General features: G+C 40.0%; 18 protein-coding genes and 1 pseudogene. 6 read left to right on the top strand and 13 right to left on the bottom strand.

Translation table 11 applies throughout. The features are described from left to right. Positions 1 to 603: DeoR/GlpR family DNA-binding transcription regulator (locus tag G575_RS0106715; RefSeq protein ID WP_027972060.1), on the top strand; the 603-nt coding region annotated here is incomplete at its 5' end. 81 nt (positions 604 to 684) lie between these two features. Continuing rightward, a pseudogene (lacD, locus tag G575_RS11260) lies at positions 685 to 1,455 on the top strand (tagatose-bisphosphate aldolase); the annotation flags it as partial. Between the two features lie 84 nt (positions 1,456 to 1,539). Here lacD and G575_RS0106725 read toward each other — a convergent pair. The 6 genes from G575_RS0106725 to G575_RS0106750 form a co-directional block, all read right to left on the bottom strand. Further along, positions 1,540 to 2,295, bottom strand: coding sequence for a helix-turn-helix domain-containing protein (locus G575_RS0106725; RefSeq protein WP_027972061.1), 756 nt, complete (start codon positions 2,293 to 2,295; stop codon positions 1,540 to 1,542). Positions 2,296 to 2,400: 105 nt separating this feature from the next. After that, entirely contained in the window at positions 2,401 to 3,042 is a 642-nt protein-coding gene (gene bglS / locus G575_RS0106730; RefSeq protein WP_027972062.1) for a beta-glucanase, read from the bottom strand. Positions 3,043 to 3,063: 21 nt separating this feature from the next. Then, positions 3,064 to 4,338 carry a beta-glucanase gene (gene bglS / locus G575_RS12590; RefSeq protein WP_027972063.1) on the bottom strand — a complete coding sequence of 425 codons (1,275 nt, stop codon included), beginning with the start codon at positions 4,336 to 4,338 and terminating at the stop codon, positions 3,064 to 3,066. A gap of 35 nt (positions 4,339 to 4,373) precedes the next feature. After that, positions 4,374 to 5,219 carry a carbohydrate ABC transporter permease gene (locus tag G575_RS0106740; protein ID WP_027972064.1) on the bottom strand — a complete coding sequence of 282 codons (846 nt, stop codon included), beginning with the start codon at positions 5,217 to 5,219 and terminating at the stop codon, positions 4,374 to 4,376. 11 nt (positions 5,220 to 5,230) lie between these two features. Beyond that, positions 5,231 to 6,172: a carbohydrate ABC transporter permease gene (locus G575_RS0106745; RefSeq protein WP_027972065.1), complete on the bottom strand. Its 942-nt coding sequence runs from the start codon at positions 6,170 to 6,172 to the stop codon at positions 5,231 to 5,233. A 51-nt stretch (positions 6,173 to 6,223) separates the two neighbouring features. Further along, the gene (locus G575_RS0106750) at positions 6,224 to 7,600 is read right to left on the bottom strand and encodes an ABC transporter substrate-binding protein (protein WP_027972066.1); all 1,377 of its coding nucleotides are present in this window, start codon (positions 7,598 to 7,600) and stop codon (positions 6,224 to 6,226) included. A 374-nt stretch (positions 7,601 to 7,974) separates the two neighbouring features. Between G575_RS0106750 and G575_RS0106760 the strand changes: the two genes are divergently transcribed. From G575_RS0106760 to G575_RS11265, 4 genes are all read left to right on the top strand, one after another. Next, positions 7,975 to 10,674, top strand: coding sequence for a GH36-type glycosyl hydrolase domain-containing protein (locus tag G575_RS0106760; RefSeq protein WP_027972067.1), 2,700 nt, complete (start codon positions 7,975 to 7,977; stop codon positions 10,672 to 10,674). A 12-nt stretch (positions 10,675 to 10,686) separates the two neighbouring features. Beyond that, the gene (locus tag G575_RS0106765; RefSeq protein WP_027972068.1) at positions 10,687 to 13,098 is read left to right on the top strand and encodes a glycoside hydrolase family 94 protein; all 2,412 of its coding nucleotides are present in this window, start codon (positions 10,687 to 10,689) and stop codon (positions 13,096 to 13,098) included. A gap of 18 nt (positions 13,099 to 13,116) precedes the next feature. Next, positions 13,117 to 14,556: a 6-phospho-beta-glucosidase gene (locus G575_RS0106770; protein WP_027972069.1), complete on the top strand. Its 1,440-nt coding sequence runs from the start codon at positions 13,117 to 13,119 to the stop codon at positions 14,554 to 14,556. Between the two features lie 115 nt (positions 14,557 to 14,671). Continuing rightward, a complete protein-coding gene (locus tag G575_RS11265) occupies positions 14,672 to 15,610 on the top strand; it encodes an ROK family protein (RefSeq protein ID WP_051176970.1) in 939 nt (312 codons plus the stop codon). Between the two features lie 721 nt (positions 15,611 to 16,331). Here G575_RS11265 and G575_RS0106785 read toward each other — a convergent pair. The 7 genes from G575_RS0106785 to G575_RS0106815 all read right to left on the bottom strand — a co-directional run bounded on the left by G575_RS0106785 (position 16,332) and on the right by G575_RS0106815 (position 21,371). After that, positions 16,332 to 17,597 (bottom strand): tyrosine-type recombinase/integrase, encoded by a 1,266-nt coding sequence (locus G575_RS0106785; protein WP_027972070.1) that lies wholly within the window; start codon positions 17,595 to 17,597, stop codon positions 16,332 to 16,334. Between the two features lie 88 nt (positions 17,598 to 17,685). Further along, the gene (locus G575_RS0106790; RefSeq protein ID WP_024408500.1) at positions 17,686 to 17,934 is read right to left on the bottom strand and encodes a MerR family transcriptional regulator; all 249 of its coding nucleotides are present in this window, start codon (positions 17,932 to 17,934) and stop codon (positions 17,686 to 17,688) included. Then, a complete protein-coding gene (locus tag G575_RS0106795; RefSeq protein ID WP_027972071.1) occupies positions 17,927 to 18,532 on the bottom strand; it encodes a replication protein in 606 nt (201 codons plus the stop codon). The genes G575_RS0106790 and G575_RS0106795 overlap by 8 nt, the downstream gene beginning before the upstream one ends. Positions 18,533 to 18,738: 206 nt before the next feature. Beyond that, positions 18,739 to 19,344 (bottom strand): DUF502 domain-containing protein, encoded by a 606-nt coding sequence (locus G575_RS0106800; RefSeq protein WP_027972072.1) that lies wholly within the window; start codon positions 19,342 to 19,344, stop codon positions 18,739 to 18,741. Further along, positions 19,341 to 20,441: a P-loop NTPase family protein gene (locus tag G575_RS0106805; protein WP_027972073.1), complete on the bottom strand. Its 1,101-nt coding sequence runs from the start codon at positions 20,439 to 20,441 to the stop codon at positions 19,341 to 19,343. Before G575_RS0106805 ends, G575_RS0106800 begins: the two co-directional genes overlap by 4 nt. After that, a complete protein-coding gene (locus G575_RS0106810; RefSeq protein ID WP_027972074.1) occupies positions 20,441 to 20,761 on the bottom strand; it encodes a hypothetical protein in 321 nt (106 codons plus the stop codon). Before G575_RS0106810 ends, G575_RS0106805 begins: the two co-directional genes overlap by 1 nt. 181 nt (positions 20,762 to 20,942) lie before the next feature. After that, a complete protein-coding gene (locus G575_RS0106815) occupies positions 20,943 to 21,371 on the bottom strand; it encodes an RNA polymerase sigma factor (protein ID WP_027972075.1) in 429 nt (142 codons plus the stop codon). Positions 21,372 to 21,457 lie beyond the last annotated feature (86 nt).

Below are 21,457 nucleotides of genomic sequence, written 5' to 3' on the forward strand. Positions count from 1 at the left end.
GCTAGAAGTAATAAGGCTTTTCAATATCGGGAATATTCCCATTCTGAGAAACACATTCAGAATAAGGAAGCCAAGCAAGAGATAGCAGAAAGGGCTGCACAACTGATAGAAGATGGAGACACGGTGTTCTTAGGTCCAGGAACAACAGTGGCCTTTTTGGCTGAGGCCATTAAAAATCCTCGCCTAACAGTCATCACAAACTGTATGCCTGTTTTTACCATCCTATCTCAAAAGAAGACCGAGGAGTTTCAAGTCTTTCTTCTGGGGGGAGAATATCGCCAAGTGACAGAATCTTTTGTAGGAGAAATTACCAATACTAGTTTAGAAAAAATGCGATTCAGCAAGATTTTCTTTTCATGTAACGGACTTAAGGGAACTGATGTTATGACCTCTACCCTAGCTGAAGCCTATACGCAAAATATTGCCATTAAACATTCTTTAGAAAAATATCTACTGCTGGATGCCTCGAAAATTGGAAAAGATGATTTCACTTCCTTTTGTGATTTGAATGATGTAACTGCTCTAGTGACCGATATGACTGCAAAGGATGAAAATTACCAATCATTACATAACCACATTGAAATCATTTCTACAAAATCATAATGTTATAAAAACCAACAGCTAAATGTTGGTTTTTTGTTTGTATGCAAAAAAATAAAACAAAACATGTTGACTTTTCTGTAAGATCCTGAATTTGGTTTGCCAGCTTCGCGCGCCCGTGACGAACAGTGCAGTTTGCTTTTGGCTTATGAAAAAACTGGCTATGATACCAGCTCTACTAGTCGCTTATCAGATTGCCTAGTAGAGTGGTCTGTAAAACGACTAAAAGAAGAAGGGGCAGATGCGATTAAGTTTCTACTCTACTATGACGTTGATGGTGATCCATACGTCAATCTTCAAAAACATGCCTATATTGAACGCTTAGGTTCAGAATGTCAGGCAGAAGGTTTGCCATTCTTCTTAGAAATTTTGAGCTATGATGAAACGATTGAAGACAATGCCAGTGTGGAATTTGCAAAAGTCAAACCTCGAAAAGTAAATGAGGCTATGAAAGTATTTTCGGATGAACGTTTTGGAGTGGATGTTCTCAAGGTAGAAGTACCTGTGAACATGAATTTTGTAGAAGGCTTTGGAACAGGGGAAGTCGTCTATACAAAAGAAGAAGCAGCTGAATATTTCCGTCAACAAGAAGCATCCACTAACTTGCCCTATATTTATCTAAGTGCAGGTGTTTCTGCTAAACTCTTCCAAGATACTCTGGTGTTTGCTCATGAAGCAGGTGCAAAATTTAACGGTGTTCTCTGTGGTCGTGCGACGTGGGCGGGTGTTGTGCCAGTCTATATTGAACAAGGTGAAGAAGCTGCGCGTGAATGGTTACGTACTGTTGGTCGTGAAAATATCGAGGGACTTGATGCAGTTTTGTCTCAAACAGCAACTTCTTGGCTAGAAAAATAATTGAAAAAATAACCATTTTCTTAAAAGAAATGGTTTACATTTTCTGAGAATATGCAAAGAATTTCATGTTGAATTAGTGCTTTCTCAATCCGTTGGCCTCTTCCACTCCACCTGATAATGGCTATCTTGATATTTTTTCGGTGTCATGCCAACAACAGCCTTAAACTGCTGGATAAAGTGACTTTGGGAAGAAAAAGAAAGATAGTTGGCAATGTCAATCATAGACTGTGAGCTAAATTGTAATAAATCTTTAGCCACTTCTATCTTTTTATCACGTACATAGGTGCTTAAAGGGACCCCTACTTCTTTTTTGAAGAGGCGAGAAAGGTAGCTGGCTGATACGCCAAGCTCAATCGCCAGTTCCTCCACGGTAATTTTTTCTTTAATATGACTATAGATGTAATCCTTACAGGTTGCGATATGGCGCGAAGTAATGTCTTCTTGCAATTTTTTACGCATTCTTTCAGTATAGTCAATTACCATTTCATCGTGTAAACTTTGAATATCTTCTACTGTATGAAGATCATCTAATTTTTGGATGTAAAAATCACTAAGACGAAAAGATTGTTCCATTTCCATGCCATTTTGACCACATAGTCGTGTTATCATGGCTGTCGTAATGACAAAATGGTATTTCATATTGGTCACAGGATTGCGGGATAGTCGCCCGACACCTTCATTATCCATAAATCGTTCCTGTTCACAATTTCTCCTAACCACTTCGATATCACCGGTAGATACTGCTTGATAGAAAAGGTATTCTTCAGATAATGGTCGATGCATTAATTCATCTAAATCATCGTTAATATCAAACAGTTTCCACTTTTCCCTTTGATGCATGCCATCACCTTCCTTCTTACGATAGTGAAAACACTCTCATTTTATCATAGTTTAAGTTATTTGAAAACATTAAAAAGAAAAGCTTCCTAACGAAGCTTTTCAATGTTATTGGCGGGTATATTGAATCCAGTCGTAGATGGCTGATAGTGGCGTTTCTCCATCATAAGGTCCCAACCAGTCATCAACACCAATTCCAGGCCAAACATTCATCATAATTTTACCGGGAGTCTGTGGGATATCTTGAGTGGCTGTATAAATTGCTTTCCCATCAACATACCAAGTAATATAATCTTTTTGCCAATCAAACCCATAAGTATGGAAGGATTTCGAAGCATCAAATCCAAGATTATAGAGATATTCATGCTTTCCTACCCCATCTGTAAAATAGTTAAACTGAACTTGGTTGGTGTCCTTACCAAGAAATTCGATATCAATCTCGTCCCAAGGGTTGCCATCGCTTGGCCCTGTATAAGTAAAGAATGATGACACGACTCCTGAGTTTTTTATCGGTTTCATACAAACTTGATAATAACCATAGTGGAAAAAGTCTCTGGTGCGCCACTCACCTCCTGTGTAGGCTCCTGAGGCATCCTGATCGATTTTCAAGGACAAAATCCCATCTTGAAAAAGGACATTTTCTGGTTCAAATCGGCAATCAAACATGTGACCATTTGATCCCGTTCTAAGTTCCATGGTCTTCTCATTGTAGGCTTCAAAATGCGTCTTGAACTGCTTTTTATCTTCCATAGGTTCACTTTCTAGTGGTAATTAATGGTGATTTTTGCGAAGTGGCAACAGTACCAAACCTGCTACTAGGGACAGGAATCCTAGGATGGTCAAGCTAGCATTTTCCTTTGTTCCTGTTTTTGGAAGAGTAGCTACTGCGCCTTGTGTTGTCGGTGTCTTGTCTGTTACAGGAGACTTTTTATCTGACTTGTCAGTATTAGCTTCTGGTTTTCTTTCAGGGTTCTTGTCGTTGTCAACAGGTGATTCAACGTCTGAGGTCTCTCTTCCTTTGTCATCTACAACTGGTGGCGTATTCGGTGTTTCAGTGCCTTTGTCATCTACAACTGGTGGTTGCTCAAGAGTCACTGGTTCTGTTGCTGTATAGCGCATCCAATCATAACTTGCTACAAGCGGTGTTTTCCCATCAAATGCTTGCAACCAATCATCTACACCGGTTCCTGGCCATGCATTCATCATGATTCTACCAGGGGTCACTGGGATATTGTCAGTGGCTGTGTGCACCGCTTTGCCATCGACATACCAAGTAATGTAGTCTTTTTGCCAGTCAAAAGCATAGGTGTGGAAAGCTTCAGAAGCATCGAAACCTAAATCGTACACATATTCATGCTCGCCATGACCATTTGTGAAATAGTTGAATTGAATCTTGGTGGTATCTTTTCCTAGAAACTCAATGTCAACTTCATCCCAAGGATTGTTGTCGCTTGGTCCTGTGTAAGTAAAGAAGGAGCTAACTGTTCCAGGATTCTTAATCGGTTTCATGCTGACTTCGTAGGTTCCATAGTGGAAGAAGTCTTGGGTACGCCATTCACCAGAAATAAATTCCACTGGTGCATTCACATCTGTCCCTTGATCCAGAGTCAGAGTCATCACCCCATTTTCAATCTTGACCTTGTCCGGTTTCCAAACAGCTCCGAAAGGATTGCCATTCCACCAGTCAGCTTTGGCCATAGTCCTTTCATCAAAAGAGTCAAAATTAGTGCTATACTCTGTGGCGAGAGCTGGCGCTATTTCTTCTACCGTCTCAGCTGAGACTGCTTCTGTGACTTCGGTTGTTGATTCAACGTCACCTGCTGTTGTTTCGCTTGGAGCAGCTTGGACGGGTTCAGTAATTTCTGTGCTGTCAGGTGTTGCCGCCTGGTTTTCTGTTGGAAGAGTTTCAGCCGGTGTTTCCCTTGTCTCGCTTGTCGCCACTGTCTGAGGCGTAGAATCTTCTGCTGAAACAACTACGGCACCTGCGTGCAGGCTACAAATGGTAGCTGTTGCGCAAAGCCATTTTAAAACTGTTTTCTTTGACATAAAAACCTCGCTTAAAAAATTTTTTGATAACAAGATTATTCTTTAACACCACCGAGGGTAACACCTGCAATGATGTATTTTGAAAGAAGGAGATAAACAATGATAATTGGGACGATTGCCACCAAGATCATGGTGTAGATTTTCCCCATATCAAAGTTCATGTAGTCAGCACCACGCAAAGTGGCAACCAAGATTGGCACGGTCATCTTGCTCTTAGATTGAATAACCAAGGCTGGAATGAAGTAGTTATTCCAAGAACCGACAAAAGTAAAGATAGCTTGTACGGCAATGGCTGGCTTCATAAGTGGCAAGACGATGGTGTTGAAAGTTCTAAATTCACCCGCCCCATCAATTCGAGCAGCATCCACCATAGAAAGGGGTAGGGAGGACTGCATATAACTATACATGAAGTAGAAAACTGCTGGGGAGGCGATGGATGGGATAATCATTGGCAGAAGGGTATCGTACATGCCCATTTGTGTAATCAGTCGCAAGAACCCCATAGAAGTAACTTGAGTAGGCATGACGAGGATTGCCATAATAAAGGCAAAGGCAATTTTTTTGAGTTTAAAATCGTAAACGTATAAACCATAAGCTGTTAGGGCTGAAAAATAGGTACAGATAGCTGCTGTCGCCCCAGAAACTAAGAGACTGTTAAAAATGCCTCGAAACATTGGAAAGGTTCCATCGTTGGCAACCTTTTTCAGATTGTCAAAAAGATGGGTACCTGGTAAAGCTGAGAAACCCCTCTGCAATTCTGCGTGAGAATGGGTAGCATTGATAATCAAAATGTAAAAGAAGAAAAGGCACATAAATGACAGAGTTATGAGTACAAAATGTGCCACAAGACGCCTGATGCGGTTTTGTGCATTTGTTGACATGTGCTGACCTCCTATGCCTTTTTAGCCTTGTGTTTTATTTTTTCTCGTCCCGCTTTGATTTCGTTGTTGGTCATCTTATAGACAAACCAGCATAGAATAGCGCTGACGATAAAGAGATAGACTGATAATGCTCCTGCCATACCGTAGTTCTTGCTCTTTAGGTGATTGTTTAAAAACATGATAAGGGTTGTCGATGTTCGGTCTGGTGCTCCTTGACCATTGGTCAAGATTTGTGGGACATCAAACATCTGCAAGCCACCAATGATTGAGGTGATAAGGGTATAAGCAAGGATTGGACGAATCATTGGAAGGGTAATATAGAAGAAACGTTGACGACTGTTGCATCCATCTATCTCTGCTGCTTCAAAAATATCCGGACTAATTCCCATGATGGCCGCCATTAGCATGATGGTACTGTTTCCAAACCACATGAGGAAGTTCATAACTGCAACCAGCGAGCGTGTCCCAAGCGCTGTCCCCATAAAGTCAACTGGCTCCTTGAACCAACCCAAAGATGTCATGATTGAGTTGATTGGTCCATTTGTTGAGAAAAGGGTAAAGAAGAGCATGGCAAAAGCTGACGCCATAATCAGGTTTGGCAGATAAATAATGACCTTGTAGATTCCTTGTCCCCGTAGCTTCAATCGAGCATCCACAAACCAGTTAGCTAGTAAAAGCGCAATCCCAATCTGAGGAATAAAGCCCATCAGCCACATAATCATCGTATTTCCAGCATATTTTAAAAGGTCTGAATCTAAGAGTGCCTTATAATTGGCTAAACCAATAAAATTTGGCCCGATTTCTCTAATCCCAGATCGATAATATTCATAAAAACTATAGCGAATGGTTTCAACCAGAGGGATAAAGGAAAAGATAAAGAAAGTTGCAAAGAAAGGTAAGATGAAAAGATATCCCCATTTCCCGTAATTAATACGTTTACGTTTTTGTTTCATTCTATTACTCCTTCAATAGATCTGCGGTGCTATCACACACCGCAGTTTCTTTTAGTCTGGCCATTTCACTTCCGTGATTTCTGGGTAGCGTTCTTTAATGGCAATTTCAAAGTTTTCTTTTGCTTTTTCAAAACTTACTTTATCTTGTAGGTAATCGTTGAAGCTGTTTTGAATCAATTCAACACTACCTTGGTCATAGGCTGATAGCGGTGCAATCTTGATGTTCTCAGCAACTGGTGCAAAATATTCAAAGGCATTTTGGCCACCCAGGAAGTCTGATTTAAAGTTATCCTCTTTAGCAGCTTCTTGCATGCCTGATTGAGTATTGGTGAAGTCAAGATAGTCTTTTGAGATCTTCAAGAGGTTTTCTTTTTCACCAGTTAAGGCCATGATGATGTCCTTGACGTGTTTTGGATTGTCTGTACCAACAGCTCCGTGGATGTAAGAACCGCCCCAGTTGTATTCTTGTGGAGGAGTTGTTACTGCCCATGAGCCTTCAGCACCATCCCAGTTTGGTTTCAAGACAAAATCAATACCCCAAGCAGGGAAAAGGAAAGCGAAGGTCTTAGATTGTGATCCCATTTCCTTATTCCACTCGTCTGTCCATTGACCCTTGACAGTCTTCGTAAAGTAGCCTGCGTCTAGCCATTCTTTGGAATCTTTTACCCATTTCATAATCTCTGGTCCAACGTTAAGTGTTGTTTCACCTGCTTTTACCCAAGGGTTTTTAATGCTATTACCATAGAGGCGGAAAGTGTCTGCTGGAGAGGCGAAGATTGTGTATCCTTTGTCTTTTAGGACTTTTGCAGTTTCTTTTGCACTTGCCCAATCGCCAACCTTTTTACCAACTTCGGCTGGATCATCTGTTCCAAACACTGCCTTGGCAATGTCGCGACGATAAACGATAACACCTGGAGTTGTTTGCCATGTCGAACCACGTTGAACCCCATCTTCGTCAGAAGCCGTAACTTTTGTAAAGCTATACTGGTCAGCCAAATCCTTGTCTGGATCAATACCCAGCTCTTTCAAAGGAATAGCTGCGCCAGCTTCTTTTGAAGAATATTTATTGACATAGTCGGTCTCTGACAAGAAAATATCAACCTTACTATCTGCGTCTGCTGACTCTTGGTTAATCAGGGCTTCGTCGAGTTTTTGTTGATAAACACCATCTTGGTTAGGATTAACGATCCAATGAATTTCTGTACCATCTTTCAGCGTTGTTACTGTACCATCTTTGGATGTTTCTTTCACTTCTGGATAAACAGCTTCTACACGTTGACGGAACTCATCGTTCCAAGAATAGACGTTGATGACTTTACCTTCTTCAACATTAGCCACCGAAGATTCTTTTTTTGAATCTGATGAGCATCCAGCTAGAACACTCGCGGCTAAAGCCACAACAGCGAAAGCGCTTACTTTTTTGTTCATAATAAACAGTCTCCTTGATCTCTGGGAGAACTCCCTGAGTTATTTTTTACACTTATACTATAACAACTCTGGCAAAACTGTTATATTACTTTTTTTAACAAAATATCATATTTTTGACTAGAGTTTTATTTTTTATTATTTTGAATCAAAAAAATCTTTTAAATATTATTCTAAAGAATCCACTTTATATTAAGGAATAAATAGCCTCTTCTTCCTTACCTATAACTTTAAAAATACTGCCTACTATCTTAATGAATGACTTATACGCCTCAATAGATGTCATTATTATGATATTTTGTTCTCCTTTATTGTTTTTTTTTCTAAAAAGTTACTTTACAATTACTAGTTGTATCACAAGTATCAAGGAGGTTTTTATGAAAACGCTAACATTTATTGGTGGACAGGGCGACTTTACCATTCAGCAACCTGAAAATTACAGCGCCCTTTACTTTCCACTTGCCTCTGAAGTTGGCCTTAAAAGTGCTATCACTCCCTTTCTAGGAGGAGATGCCAAGATAGACCAAGAACATTTCTTACTGGAACCTGTTAGTGTAGATAATCTTCACAATAACCGATCAACACGCAACTTCTGGATAAAAACCGAAGATGGAACATTATCCTCTGCGACGGGAGTATCTGCCGCCCAAGAAGCACAACGCTTTGGTTCTCGACAAGAAGAGAGCCAGTTGACAGCAGGCTTTATGTGGCAACAAATAAAACGAAAGTTGAATGATGGCAATCTCTCTACAACTATAACATCATTTATTCCCGCTGATGAAAATGTAGAGATTATGCTGGTTAGTGTGAAAAATATAGCTGAAAAAGCACAAAATTTGACCGCTACAGCAGCCATCCCGATTTTTGGTCGGAGTGCCGATAATATTCGAGATCACCGAAATGTCACTTCTATGCTCCATCGCATCAAGACTGATCGAGATGGTGTCTATGTTACTCCAACCATGTCGTTTGACGAACGTGGACATCGCCTCAATCATCATACTTATTATGTACTAGGGTTTGGAGAGGATAACGACAAGCCCCAGACTTTCTATCCAACAGTAGAATCTTTTATTGGTGAAGGTGGGTCTCTCACCCAGCCAAGAACATTACTGGAGGGAAGCAAGGGGCAAGATGCTGGATATGCCGTTGATGGACGTGAGGCCATGGGAGCATTTAGTTTCGAACCCTTTACTCTAGAAGCTGGACAAAGTAAAACCTTTGTCATCCTTATGGGGATTAGCGAGACTAAAGCTGATATTCAGCATATTCGAGATAAGTTTCATACCCTTTCTGATGTTCATAACAGCTTAGATGAAACCAAACAATACTGGCAAGAGAAATTAACCGTCGGTTTTAAAACAGGTGACAACTCATTTGATCAGTTTATGAAGTGGGTGTGCTTCCAGCCATTTCTGAGACGTATTTTTGGCTGTTCCTTCCTACCACACCATGACTATGGTCGCGGCGGCCGTGGTTGGCGAGACCTATGGCAGGATTGCTTATCGCTCCTTCTGATGGAACCTGATAAGGTTGGTCAGATGATTGTCAACAATTTCAAAGGGGTTCGCCTTGATGGCACCAATGCTACTATCATCGGTGAAGGTGATGGTCAATTTATTGCCGACCGCAATGGTATCAGTCGTGTTTGGATGGATCATGCTCTCTGGCCCCTCATGACAACAAAACTCTACATCGACCAAACGGGAGATATTGATATCTTAACGAAGTCGGTCTCTTACTTTAAGGATGCCCATGTTAGGAGGGGAGGTGGTCTTGATGATTTATGGGATGAAGCCTATGGCAACGAACAAAGAACTACTAATGGCGATGTTTATGCTGGAAGCCTTTTGGAGCACTTATTAATTCAGCACTTAACTGGCTTTTACGAAGTCGGTCAACACAATATCTATCGTCTTCGTGGAGCTGACTGGAATGACGCTCTTGATATGGCGAATGAAAATGGTGAGACTGTGGCCTTTACAGCTGCCTATGCTGGAAACTTACTTGATTTAGCCTCTCTGATCCAACAGCTCGAAAAACTTTCTGATCTTAAATCCATCGAATTGTTAGCCGAGGTGGGACTTCTTTTGAAAAAAGATTCTGATATTTATGATCAGGTCACTCGAAAGCATCAAATTTTAGATCTCTACACAAAGAGTTGTCAGCATGATGTGAGTGGTCATAAAGTGAGTCTACCTTTATCTGAAATAGCTATCAATCTCATTCAGAAAGCCAACTGGCTGCGGCATTTCCTACAAAATAATGAGTGGGTTGATATAGATGATAAGAACGGTTGGTACAATAGCTACTATGACAATCACGGCAAACAGACAGATGGACCTCATTCCAACGGAATGCGGATGATGTTGACAGGACAAGTCTTTAGTATCATGAGTCATGTTGCTACAGATAGTCAGATTAAGAAAATAATCCACAGTGCTGATCAGTTGCTCTATCGTAAAGAGGTTGGAGGCTACCGTCTCAATACTGATTTTAAGGAAGTTAAGATGGACTTGGGACGCATGTTTGGCTTTGCCTATGGCGAAAAGGAAAATGGAGCTGTCTTTTCTCATATGACTGTCATGTATGCCAATGCTCTCTACAAACGTGGCTTTGTCAAGGAAGGGTGGAAAGCTTTGAAGTCCTTAGCTGATACTAGTTTAGACTTTAATACCAGCCATATCTTCCCTGGTATCCCTGAATATTTCCGAACCGATGGTCGTGGTGTTTACCACTATCTAACAGGTGCTGCCAGTTGGTATATGCTAACCATGGTCACAGAAGTTTTTGGTATTCGTGGTAAATTAGGAGACCTCATCTTTTACCCTAAATTAACTGCTGACCAGTTCGACGATAAGGGCACCGCTACTATTCAGACTACCTTTGCAGGTAAACGCTTTGTTGTTACCTATCTCAATCCGTCCGATAAGGATTTTGGTCGTTACATTATCAAACAAGCAACTTATAAGGGAGAAAATCTCCCTATTGCGGATGATGCCTATGTCTACTTTTCGAAAGAAAAACTCCAACAACTTGATGACTCCCTTCATCAAATTGTCATTACTTTACAATAGAGGAATAATATTATGAAATACGGTTACTTTGATGATATCAATCGCGAATATGTCATTGACAGACCTGATACACCCACTCCTTGGGTCAACTACCTAGGTTCTCCAGAGTACGGGGCAATCATCTCTAACAATGCAGGTGGTTATAGCTTTGCGAAATCTGGAGCAAACGGTCGTATCCTACGTTATATTTTCAATAATTTTGACCAACCCGGTCGCTACATTTACCTCCGTGATAATGATAGCAAAGACTTCTGGTCAGCTTCTTGGCAACCTGTCGGAAAAGACGTAAAAGATTATCTCAGTAAGTGCCACCACGGACTTGGCTACACTAAAATGGTAGCAGATTATGCCGGCATTCATTCAGAAGCCACTTACTATGTCCCAAAGGGAAAGAGTTACGAAGTTTGGGCTGTTGAAGTCACTAATACTTCCGCACAAACCCGTCATCTGACCTTAACTGGTTATGCTGAATTTACCAACCATAGCAATTACGAGCAAGATTTGGTCAATCTCCAATATTCGCTTTTCATCTCGAGAACTCAATTTCAAGATAATCGTGTCGTACAACAAATTCACGGGAACCTCAATACCTTGGAAGAAGATGAACAAATCGATGAAAAGAATGTTACCGAACGTTTCTTTGGTTTAGCCGGAAATCCTGTCTCTTCTTATTGCGGAGATAAAAAAGCTTTTCTAGGCACTTACAACGGTTATGACAAACCTGTTGGCGTAACAACTGGTGACTTGGGAAACATTGATAATTATAATGAAAACGCCTGTGGTGCTCTCGCTAGCCAGATAACACTTGCTCCTGATGAAAGTAAAATGCTAGTCTTTATTTTAGGAGAAAAAAGCTCTCAAGAAGCTAGTCTCATTATCAAAAACTACGAAAAAGCAAAAGAAGCTGTAATAGCTGAAATTGATGACCTTCGTGCTGAATGGCAAGGACGCCTAGAAAGTCTGCAAGTCAAAACGCCTAGTCCCGTCTTTGATACCATGATTAACACCTGGAATGCCTATAACTGCTACATGACTTTTATTTGGTCACGTGCTGCCTCTCTTATTTACTGCGGGCTTAGAAATGGCTATGGTTATCGTGACACCGTGCAAGACATCCAAGGAATTATCCATTTAGCCCCTGAAATGGCAGCTGATAAAATCCGTTTCATGCTGTCTGCCCAAGTCGATAACGGTGGAGGCCTTCCACTCGTCAAATTTACCCATAACCCTGGACATGAGGATACCCCCGATGACGCTTCTTATGTCCAAGAAACGGGGCACCCAGCCTATCGTGCAGATGATGCTCTCTGGCTCTTCCCAACCATTTACAAATATATCACGGAATCTGGTCATATGGATTTCTTGGATGAAGTCATTCCTTATGCCAATAAGGGACAAGCTACTGTCTATGAACACCTCAAAGCTGCTATTCAGTTTTCAATGAATCACTTAGGTCCCCATGGCATGCCTGCAGGGCTCCATGCCGACTGGAACGATTGCTTGCGCTTAGGTGCCAAAGGCGAATCATCATTTGTCGCCTTGCAATATTACTACGCATTGAGCCTTTTAAAGATTTTTGCAACCCACAAAAAAGATGAGGATTATTTAGACTTTCTTGAGACTGAACAAGAGGCTATGAGACAAAAGATCCAAGAGCTCTGCTGGGATGAAGACCGTTTCATTCGTGGTTATACCGAGGCCGGAGAACGTATTGGAGAGCGCAATGCTCCTGAAGCCAGCATGTGGCTCAACCCTCAAAGCTGGGCTGTTATTAGTGGTCTGGCCGATAATGCTCAGGCTGACTTGGCTATGGATAACGTTTTTAATCAACTCAATACCAAATACGGGGCTATTCTGATGAACCCACCTTATCATAAGCATGCCTTTGAAGGAGCTTTAGCGGTTATTTATAACCAAGGAAACAAGGAAAATGCTGGAGTGTTTTCACAATCTCAAGGCTGGCTGATCCTCGCAGAAGCTTTGCGTGGAAACGGAGACCGTGCTTTTACCTACTTTATGGAAAATGCTCCAGCAGCCCAAAATGAGGAAGCAGACATCCGTCAATTAGAGCCATACTGCTATGGACAATTTACTGAAGGACCAGCCAGCCCACATCACGGACGATCACATGTTCATTGGCTAACCGGGACCGCTTCAACTGTCATGGTAGGATGTGTAGAGGGCATCCTAGGTCTTCGACCAGATCTCGGTGGCTTACGGTTAGCTCCTGCCATTCCAAAAGAGTGGGATCACTTCTCTATGGATAAGATTTTCCGTGGTAAAACCCTCCATATTACTGTAGAAAATCCCGAACATAAAGAATCTGGCTTTACAAAGCTTATACTCAATGGTACTGAGTTAGCAGACGCTTACTTACCAGATGAACTCCTTAAAGTTGAAAATACTATTACTCTCATACTATAACGAAAGTGAGGCTATCACATGACAACTTATCCTGAATTTCCTAAAGGTTTTCTTTGGGGCGGTGCTACTGCTGCCAACCAATTAGAAGGGGCTTATGATGTCGATGGACGGGGACTAGCTAATGTCGATGTCGTCCCAATCGGAAAAGATCGCTTTTCTATCATTACCGGTCAGAAAAAAATGTATCATTTTGAAGACGGATACCTCTATCCAGCGAAAGAAGCTATCGACTTCTACCATCACTATAAGGAAGATATCGCCTTGTTTGCTGAGATGGGATTTAAAACCTATCGGATGTCTATCGCTTGGTCCCGTATTTTCCCAAAAGGCGACGAGTTAGAACCAAATGAGTCAGGCCTTCAATTTTACGAAAACGTCTTTAAAGAACTACACAAATACAACATCGAACCTCTCGTTACCATCACTCACTTCGATTGTCCCATGTATTTAATCGAGCACTATGGTGGTTGGCGTAATCGTCAATTGATCGACTTTTACAAACGCCTGGTAACGACCCTTTTTACCCGCTATAAAGGCTTAGTGAAGTACTGGCTAACCTTTAATGAAATCAATATGATTCTCCACGCTCCATTTATGGGCGCAGGCCTCTATATTGAAGAGGGTGAAGACGCCAATCAGGTCAAATACCAGGCAGCCCATCACGAGCTAGTCGCATCTGCCCTAGCAACAAAAATTGCCCATGACATTGACTCGGAAAATAAGGTTGGCTGTATGCTAGCTACAGGTCCTTTTTATCCAAACACCTGCAATCCTAATGATGTTTGGGCTGGCCTTCAAGAAGACCGTGAAAATTACTTCTTTATTGATGTTCAAGCTAGGGGAGAGTATCCCAACTATGCTAAAAAGAAATTTGAGCGCCTCGGACTAACCATAGACATGACAGACGAGGATTTGAAACTGCTAAAAGACAATACTGTTGACTTCGTTTCTTTCTCTTATTATTCCAGCCGTGTGGTGTCAGCTGACCCGAAAAATCTAGATAAAACGGAAGGCAACGTCTTTGCCTCTGTTAAAAACCCTTACCTCTCAGCATCTGAATGGGGCTGGCAAATCGATCCTCTAGGACTTCGTATCACACTCAACACCATCTGGGATCGCTACCAGAAACCGATGTTTATTGTCGAAAACGGACTTGGTGCTGTTGATACTCCCGATGAAAATGGCTATGTTGAGGACGATTACCGTATTGACTACCTTAGAGACCATATCATTGCGATGAATCAGGCTATCAATGAAGATGGCGTGGAACTCATAGGGTACACCACTTGGGGATGTATAGACCTTGTTGCGGCTAGTACAGGGGAAATGTCTAAGCGCTACGGCTTCATCTACGTAGATCGTAATAACGACGGTACAGGAAGTTTTAAGAGAAGCAAAAAGAAATCCTTCAACTGGTACAAGAAAGTCATTGCCACTAATGGTAGCGACGTTGACTAGACGCCAATAAAATGAAAGTAAAACCGTTATAACATTGTTGAGGGATAAGACTTTAACTGGTGCTACCTTCTATAGCATCAGTTAAAGTCCCCTTATTGCGGTTAGAGTATCTGATATGAAACATTATTTAGCTATTGATGTGGGGGGGACACATATTAAATATGCCCTCATGCAAGAAGATGGTGCTATTATCTCCTCTGATAAAACGGTTACCCCTAAGCGTTCTTTGGAGGCCTTTTTAACGAGCCTTTTTGACATTATCACACCTTATCAAGAAGAACTTTCTGGGGTCGCCTTTAGTGTTCCAGGAAAGGTTGATACTCATACAGGAACCATTTACTTTGGAGGAGCTCTCACCTATTTGGATCGACTTTGTTTAAAACAAGTCATACAAGAACGTTATAATCTACCAGCAAGTGTTCAAAATGATGCCAAGGCTGCTGCTTTGGCTGAACTCTGGCTAGGAAGTCTTAAAGGGGTATCTGACGCTGCTGTTATCGTACTTGGAACCGGTGTCGGGGGTGGCATTATCCTTGACGGACAGTTGCGTATGGGCCCTCACTTCCAGGCTGGGGAACTTAGCCTATCTGTTTTGGAAGCTAGTAAACCTGAAGTTGAAAAAATGGTGGGGTTCATCGGTTCAGCTGTTCTGATGATTGAAAAAGTTAATCAAGCCATTGGGCATCCAGACCTTAAAGATGGTCAGACAGCTTTTCAGGCTATTTCAAAAGGGGATACACGCGCTTTACCTATTTTTCAGACCTACTGCCGTCAGATTGCCTACCTCATCTTGAACCTCCAAGCTTTCTTAGACCTTTCAACTTATGCCATTGGCGGAGGAATCAGTTCACAGCCACTGTTAATCGAAGAGATTAATCGTCAATTCTCAAAGGTTATCGAAGGCTCACCCCTTCTTAGTATGAATGTAGCTGATTTGGCTATCATTCCAACCCACTTCGGTAATGATGCCAACCTTTACGGCGCTCTTTATCAGTTTTTAGAAGAGCACAACAACTTATCAACTGACAAAACAGTATCAATAACAGATAAATAGTTGCTCTCGTAAAGTGAATCTGTTAAAATTTGCCCCTCCAAACAAGCCACTAAAGAACGCCCCAGCTATGCTAAGGCGTTCTTTAATATGCCATTTTGGGTAGTTTCAGAGTTTACATAGTTCAAAAAACATGTATTTATTGGTAATTTTTCTCGTTTATATGAATTTGCTTGATAGCAAATCTAGTGTATCACTGCCATTTGCTATAGATTCATTTATAAAAAATGAGACTGATGAAAAGGTTTTGAAGAAGATGTTTTTTGCAATAAATACAAAATTTCTAAACTTAAAATGTCAAACGTCCTTTTCGGTTATAAAAGATAATTTAAAATATATTGATTCAAAAGTTAGTCAAGTTATTATAGAAAGTCCTCTGTTGAAAAGTGAATGTTATGACAGACTTTCTAAAGAAGTTATTTAGATTTTAAAACCCACTGACTTTAATCAGCCAGTGGGTTTTATTACTTATCCGAATCAAAAACTTATTTCAAAAAAGGTAGTGAAAAAGGTAGTGATTCGACTGATTTGTACTGCAATGTAATGAAAGTTCATCTTTCAAAAATCGCTTAAAATCAAGGTTTCTACCGTCTATTGACGTGTAGTGAATCCCTATTTCACCTCAGTAAAGGTTAAGTATTATCTATTTTAGCTGTTAGAAACGTTTATATATCAACGTTTTTGTAATGTTCCTTAGTAAAAGGTAGAGTGAATGGTAGAGTAGTTATTGCGTTAGTTCAGCAATCTTATCAAGATAAATACCCACAGCTTCTAACTTTCGTTGAGGTGCTAATTCAGCGTAAGTATCCATTGTGGTTGAAATTGATTTATGTCCCATTCTGACTTGGAGTTCTTTCCAGTTTGCACCAGCATTAAGCAACATTGAAGCATGAGTGTGTCGGAATAAATGGAAACCATAATCTGGTAATCCTAGACCTGCTAATCTATTCTTGAGAGTTGTTCGCTCGTTTCTATCACACATATAGTTTCCGTATATTGTTGGGAAAATCAATTTTGTTTCAGGTCTATTGTGTAATTTAAGATATTCGTTCATTTCATTGTGAAAATCTCGAAGTTCTTCAAGTATAGATAAAGGAACTGGAATAGAGCGATTGCCTGCATCGGTTTTTGGAGTTGCTTTACAGATGACTTTCCCTTTTGTTCCAGTCTTTTTGTTAGCGGTTTTCCAAAGTAATGTTTTGTTGACACCAATAGAGGATTCTTCAAAGTTCAAATCATCAATTGTCAATGCCAGTAACTCATTTATACGCAAGGCTGAAGCTAAGAGTGTGTTACAAATCAACTTAAACCGTCGATTGGCTCTACTGTTATCTAAACTTTCAAGATAATTAAGCCACCTAGCGAGACTATCATCATGTAAAACCATGATACGTTGCTTGCTAGACTTGGGCTTGGGTGGAATCTTGATAGTGTTGACAGGGTTAGAGGTCAGACCATAGTTAGTAATGCCATAGTCAAAAATATCTTTCAACTTATGGATGACAGCACCGAAATCTTTTGCACATCCCTTATTTGCACGCTTCACACCAGATTCAACTGATTTTTTTGATTTCTTTGCTAGGTCATTTAACCATAGCTGAATATCGGCAGATTCAATTTTATCTGGTTTGTAATCTCCGAATTTAGGAATAATATAATTATCTAGGTAGCCCCTTACCCTATTTAATGTATTGTGTGAACTAACCCAAGTTTGATAAGCTTGAAACCAAGCTTCGGCTAAATCTTCCAGCGTATTAATAGGCACATTCTCTTTTCGAGTAAATCCATTTCTTTCAAATTCTAAGCGAGCTTGAATAACTTCTCTATCAAGTTGCTTAAGTGTTTTTGCAGTAATAGTTGTTGTGACTTGTTTGCCAGTTTTAACATCTTTACCAAGAAATGCTCCTTTTAGCGTATATGAAATGGATTTATCTTTTTTGATTTTTTTAATGACTTTTTTGCCATTATGGATAATTGTTTCAGTTTCCATATTTGCCTTTCTTCAGGATATTGAAGCAGGCTAAAATAGTTACCACTCTTTCTTTTAGATAATACTATTTTAGCACAAAACTTCAACATTAGGAGTTCAAGAAGTCAATAACATCGTCTAATAAATAGAAGACGGTTCGAGTTCCCTCTATAGGAGGTTCTAATCTTTTTAATCCTTTTTGTTCCCAAGTTTTTAGTGTGTTTGGAGAGATATTTAGTTGTCTTAGCAATTCTCGTTGCTGAATTATCTTTAGTGGTCTGCTCTGTTCTTTGATTTGAATGAGCTTGATAAGTGTTTGCAATAACTGTTCAATTTGTTCTAACTTTTCGTTATTCATCGTTGTCTTTCTCCTCTGTATTGGCAGTCTGTAACCGATTTGGATTATGCCGTCGTGAATCTAAATACTTAGCAAAGAAATAGGTACGTTCAATAATGAGTCCTAACAAATTTGTATTGTTTGCTCGTGCATACCAAACTAACTCTTCAAATTCGGTAAAGTCGTTTTCTTCGATAATATCAACCACTTCATGAATAAAATCTGAGGTTTTCACTTCCATTAAGAATTTATCCAAATCAAAGCCACAACCAACTTCAATATCTTCGATACTATAGGGGGTCTTCTCTGGATTCTCAGCATGTGTAAAATAGTCAAATAAACCTGTTGGAGACATAACAACCTCGACATGTGCTGGACCGTTTAGTTTATCGCTGATGATATTTGATACTTGGGAATAACTTTTTAGTGAATCAAAGAAGAATGCACCGTGTTTGTGTGATTTTTTGAACTCTCCTGTTTGTCTGTTCACATCTTTGTTGTGCCAAGGGCTAAGGATAAATGGAATATGGAGTTCTTCCAAGATGTTTAAATAATCCTCAGGCGCACTCTCTTCGTAGAATAAGAAAGTCCACTTTGAGGAGCGTTGTTCTTTTGCCATAGGCAATTACCTCGCTTTGCTATATCTTTTCTATATATAGGAGATTTTGGGTATACTTTTCGGAATTTTTTGGACAAAATTTGTGATTATTGATTATTGAGCTATTGGGGGTCGTAGTAACCCCAAGAGCTCATGGTTGAATAGAACATAATAAAAAAAGGGGGGGCTGTTTGGCTCTTGCTAATGCAAGCCACAGCCCCCAAAGATTAACGTTTTTTACCAATGAACCATAATTGATTGCGGACTCGAATAGGAGATGAGAAATAGTAATCAGTATGCTGACTAGCAATTTCCTCTTTTAATAGTGCTTCCATATCCTTTAGAATTTTTTGTCCCTGTTGGTCTCTTGGAACTTTGATGAAGATAGTGACAGAATCAGTCTGAATATCAACCATACATTTACGGACAGCTCGATTAAATCCGTTGTTTACAGGGGTTGATGTTGGTACAGTCTGATGTTCAGGACTTGTTACTTTCTGTACTTTTTCACGTTGAAATAAGAAATTTCTAAGAGAAAAAGTATGATAAACAGATTTCACATAGTTCATAAGTGTGTCTGTTTTCCACCGTTTGACAATTTCTATTCCAATCAATACTAAGGATAAGGACAAGCAAATGAGAGCTAGTCCGTAACTAATAGAACTGATTTTATCAGTAATAGTCATGACAGTCTCCAACTTGAACAGAGTATTGGTATTCAATTGAATAGATAGACTATTGAAAAGCCAACCGAACAAATACAAGATAGGAGCGATGAGAAGCAGATTCAGAATGAAATTGAAACTTCTCATGAAATAGGTTTTAGTTGTCATAGGATACCTCGTTTAGTGTAGTAAGTTGGGCAGAGCAGAGGCAGAACCTGATAGGGGTGTTCATTATCAATAACTTGAATGATACCTGTACCATGTCCAGTTGGAATAACAATCCCTTCAGGGTCTAAGTCAGGAAATAAAAATTGGGTGGTTTTCTGATTTATATTTCCAATTTGTAATAGTACGTTTACTTGTTCCCTTACTGATATGGGAATCGTATTGTGGTCAAAACGTTGGCTAACTAAGAAGAGATGAATTTTAGTTGCTCTCCCTAACAAGGCAATTTGTGAGAGCAAGGAGAAAAAGGCTTCTTTGATGTTCTTATTGACTCCCTCTGATAGAGCAAGCACTTCATCAATGACAATGGTTAGATGGGGAAATTGATGGTTAGGATTATCATACAAGATAGCTTGCCTTTTCTGAATGAGAGTTGCACACTGACTTAGTTGTTCATTAACCTGTGAAACAAAATCGGATTTTGAACGATTTTCGACAGGGTGGATAACCGCAATGTGATTTTCTCTAGCCCATCGGCTTGGGGTGTCGAATTTAGGGTCAATAATTATCAAGTCAGACATATGCTTCAGGACACTCAAGAAGTAAGTGATAGCGTACGATTTTCCTGAACCCGAATTTCCAGCAATAGCCCAGTGATTTACCTTATCTAAATTGAGTTCAAAGTTTTTCATGATTGGGATTTTTCCCTGCGGTAAGTTAGCTGAAAACTTATCTAATTCAGGAATTACAAGACGTTCTGAAATTCCCTCCTTCCATGGGAAAAAGAGACCACGTTGTACGTGTAAATCATCTGTTTTAAGGGGGATAAAATAGGTCGCATTTTGCTTCAATAAGGTATATTGAGGGTATAGGGAAGCGTTAGCAATCAGAAAGATTTTCTTGTACAAGTCATCATCAAGGATGTAGGCACACGGAAGGCGAGGGACAAAGACAAAGCCGTCTTCTTGGATAATTATGTTAAAGGAATTAGTATAGCTGGTTTCTCCCTGCATTAAAGCCCCCAGAGCCATGTTTAGGCTCTGGAGCAGATAAGATTGCAGGAAAGTTTGGTTCAGCACATCATGAGATTGTGAAACCATTATCGAACCTCCTTAATACCACTCGCCTTGAAGTAAATATTGTATTTTACTTCGCAGGCTTGTAGTGTATCAAATTGAATCATGGATTGAAAAGCTGGTAGCTTAATGGAATCTTCAAACTTGACTTGGAAAGGGTCTTGCCCTTCTTGTACAAACCATGCTTTATAAGCTACGATTTCTCCTGTCGGCTTGCCATCTTCAAATCGTTGTTGTGGTTCAAGCTCGGAACTAAGTGAGAAAATCGGTTGTTTTTGACTGATGATTTTGTCAGCCAATGAAGTGGTATAACCACCTTTTGTGGTTTTCATTTTGAATGCCATCGGCAGTTCCTCCTGTGTAATAGAAAATAATGTGAATGAGACGTGCTCGGTTTTTATCATGAGCTGGATACTGTATCTAGGTCATATCCATCACCTCCTATATATAGGAGATTCAGAATATGGTTTTCGGAATTTTTTTGAAAAAAACTAGTAGTCTTTTTGTTGACTACTAGTTAATCTATTATGATTGCATTTTTTTAAGAACCTGCTTACAGGATTCCTTGTAGTACTTTTTAGCAGTCTTATCAGACCGACCAATTAGTTGACTAGCTTTTGTAACATTTAGACCATTTTCAAATATAGCTTTAAAAACGATACGATGTTTCATATCCAATTCAGAGATTGCTTCTTGAAACAACTGTTCATCAATCTGTTCTATAATATAGTCTTCGCTAGAATAGGAATCGCTCGTGACCAATTCTTGAAGTGTGGTTTCACGTCCATCTTCGGATACTACAAAGTCTAAGCTAGATACTTGATGGTATCTCATTTTACGTTGATAGTTTTCTTCTTGTCTGTCCATATCATCTAGGACTTTTAACCAAAATTCTTGTTCATGTGGTTCAAGACCAGCTACTAATTCAAGATTTGTAGGGTAGTGGATTTGCATATCTGCCTCTTTCCAACAGCCCAATTTTAGGAGCGGAAAGAAGCGAATATGAGCAAAAATTGAATGCCTATAGGTGCAAAATGGCA

It is taken from the genome of Streptococcus plurextorum DSM 22810 (assembly GCF_000423745.1).
GTDB classification, from domain to species: domain Bacteria; phylum Bacillota; class Bacilli; order Lactobacillales; family Streptococcaceae; genus Streptococcus; species Streptococcus plurextorum.

Excerpts from the sequence above, each read along its gene's own strand:
- bglS (WP_027972063.1), bottom strand. The coding sequence starts at position 4,338 with ATGTCAAAGAAAACAGTTTTAAAATGGCTTTGCGCAACAGCTACCATT.
- G575_RS0106760 (WP_027972067.1), top strand. The coding sequence starts at position 7,975 with ATGAAAACGCTAACATTTATTGGTGGACAGGGCGACTTTACCATTCAG.
- G575_RS0106810 (WP_027972074.1), bottom strand. The coding sequence starts at position 20,761 with ATGGCATTCAAAATGAAAACCACAAAAGGTGGTTATACCACTTCATTG.
- G575_RS0106745 (WP_027972065.1), bottom strand. The coding sequence starts at position 6,172 with ATGAAACAAAAACGTAAACGTATTAATTACGGGAAATGGGGATATCTT.
- bglS (WP_027972062.1), bottom strand. The coding sequence starts at position 3,042 with ATGGAAGATAAAAAGCAGTTCAAGACGCATTTTGAAGCCTACAATGAG.
- G575_RS0106770 (WP_027972069.1), top strand. The coding sequence starts at position 13,117 with ATGACAACTTATCCTGAATTTCCTAAAGGTTTTCTTTGGGGCGGTGCT.
- G575_RS0106815 (WP_027972075.1), bottom strand. The coding sequence starts at position 21,371 with ATGCAAATCCACTACCCTACAAATCTTGAATTAGTAGCTGGTCTTGAA.
- G575_RS0106725 (WP_027972061.1), bottom strand. The coding sequence starts at position 2,295 with ATGCATCAAAGGGAAAAGTGGAAACTGTTTGATATTAACGATGATTTA.
- G575_RS0106790 (WP_024408500.1), bottom strand. The coding sequence starts at position 17,934 with ATGAATAACGAAAAGTTAGAACAAATTGAACAGTTATTGCAAACACTT.
- G575_RS0106805 (WP_027972073.1), bottom strand. The coding sequence starts at position 20,441 with ATGGTTTCACAATCTCATGATGTGCTGAACCAAACTTTCCTGCAATCT.
- G575_RS11265 (WP_051176970.1), top strand. The coding sequence starts at position 14,672 with ATGAAACATTATTTAGCTATTGATGTGGGGGGGACACATATTAAATAT.
- G575_RS0106765 (WP_027972068.1), top strand. The coding sequence starts at position 10,687 with ATGAAATACGGTTACTTTGATGATATCAATCGCGAATATGTCATTGAC.
- G575_RS0106800 (WP_027972072.1), bottom strand. The coding sequence starts at position 19,344 with ATGACAACTAAAACCTATTTCATGAGAAGTTTCAATTTCATTCTGAAT.
- G575_RS0106795 (WP_027972071.1), bottom strand. The coding sequence starts at position 18,532 with ATGGCAAAAGAACAACGCTCCTCAAAGTGGACTTTCTTATTCTACGAA.
- G575_RS0106750 (WP_027972066.1), bottom strand. The coding sequence starts at position 7,600 with ATGAACAAAAAAGTAAGCGCTTTCGCTGTTGTGGCTTTAGCCGCGAGT.
- G575_RS0106785 (WP_027972070.1), bottom strand. The coding sequence starts at position 17,597 with ATGGAAACTGAAACAATTATCCATAATGGCAAAAAAGTCATTAAAAAA.
- G575_RS0106740 (WP_027972064.1), bottom strand. The coding sequence starts at position 5,219 with ATGTCAACAAATGCACAAAACCGCATCAGGCGTCTTGTGGCACATTTT.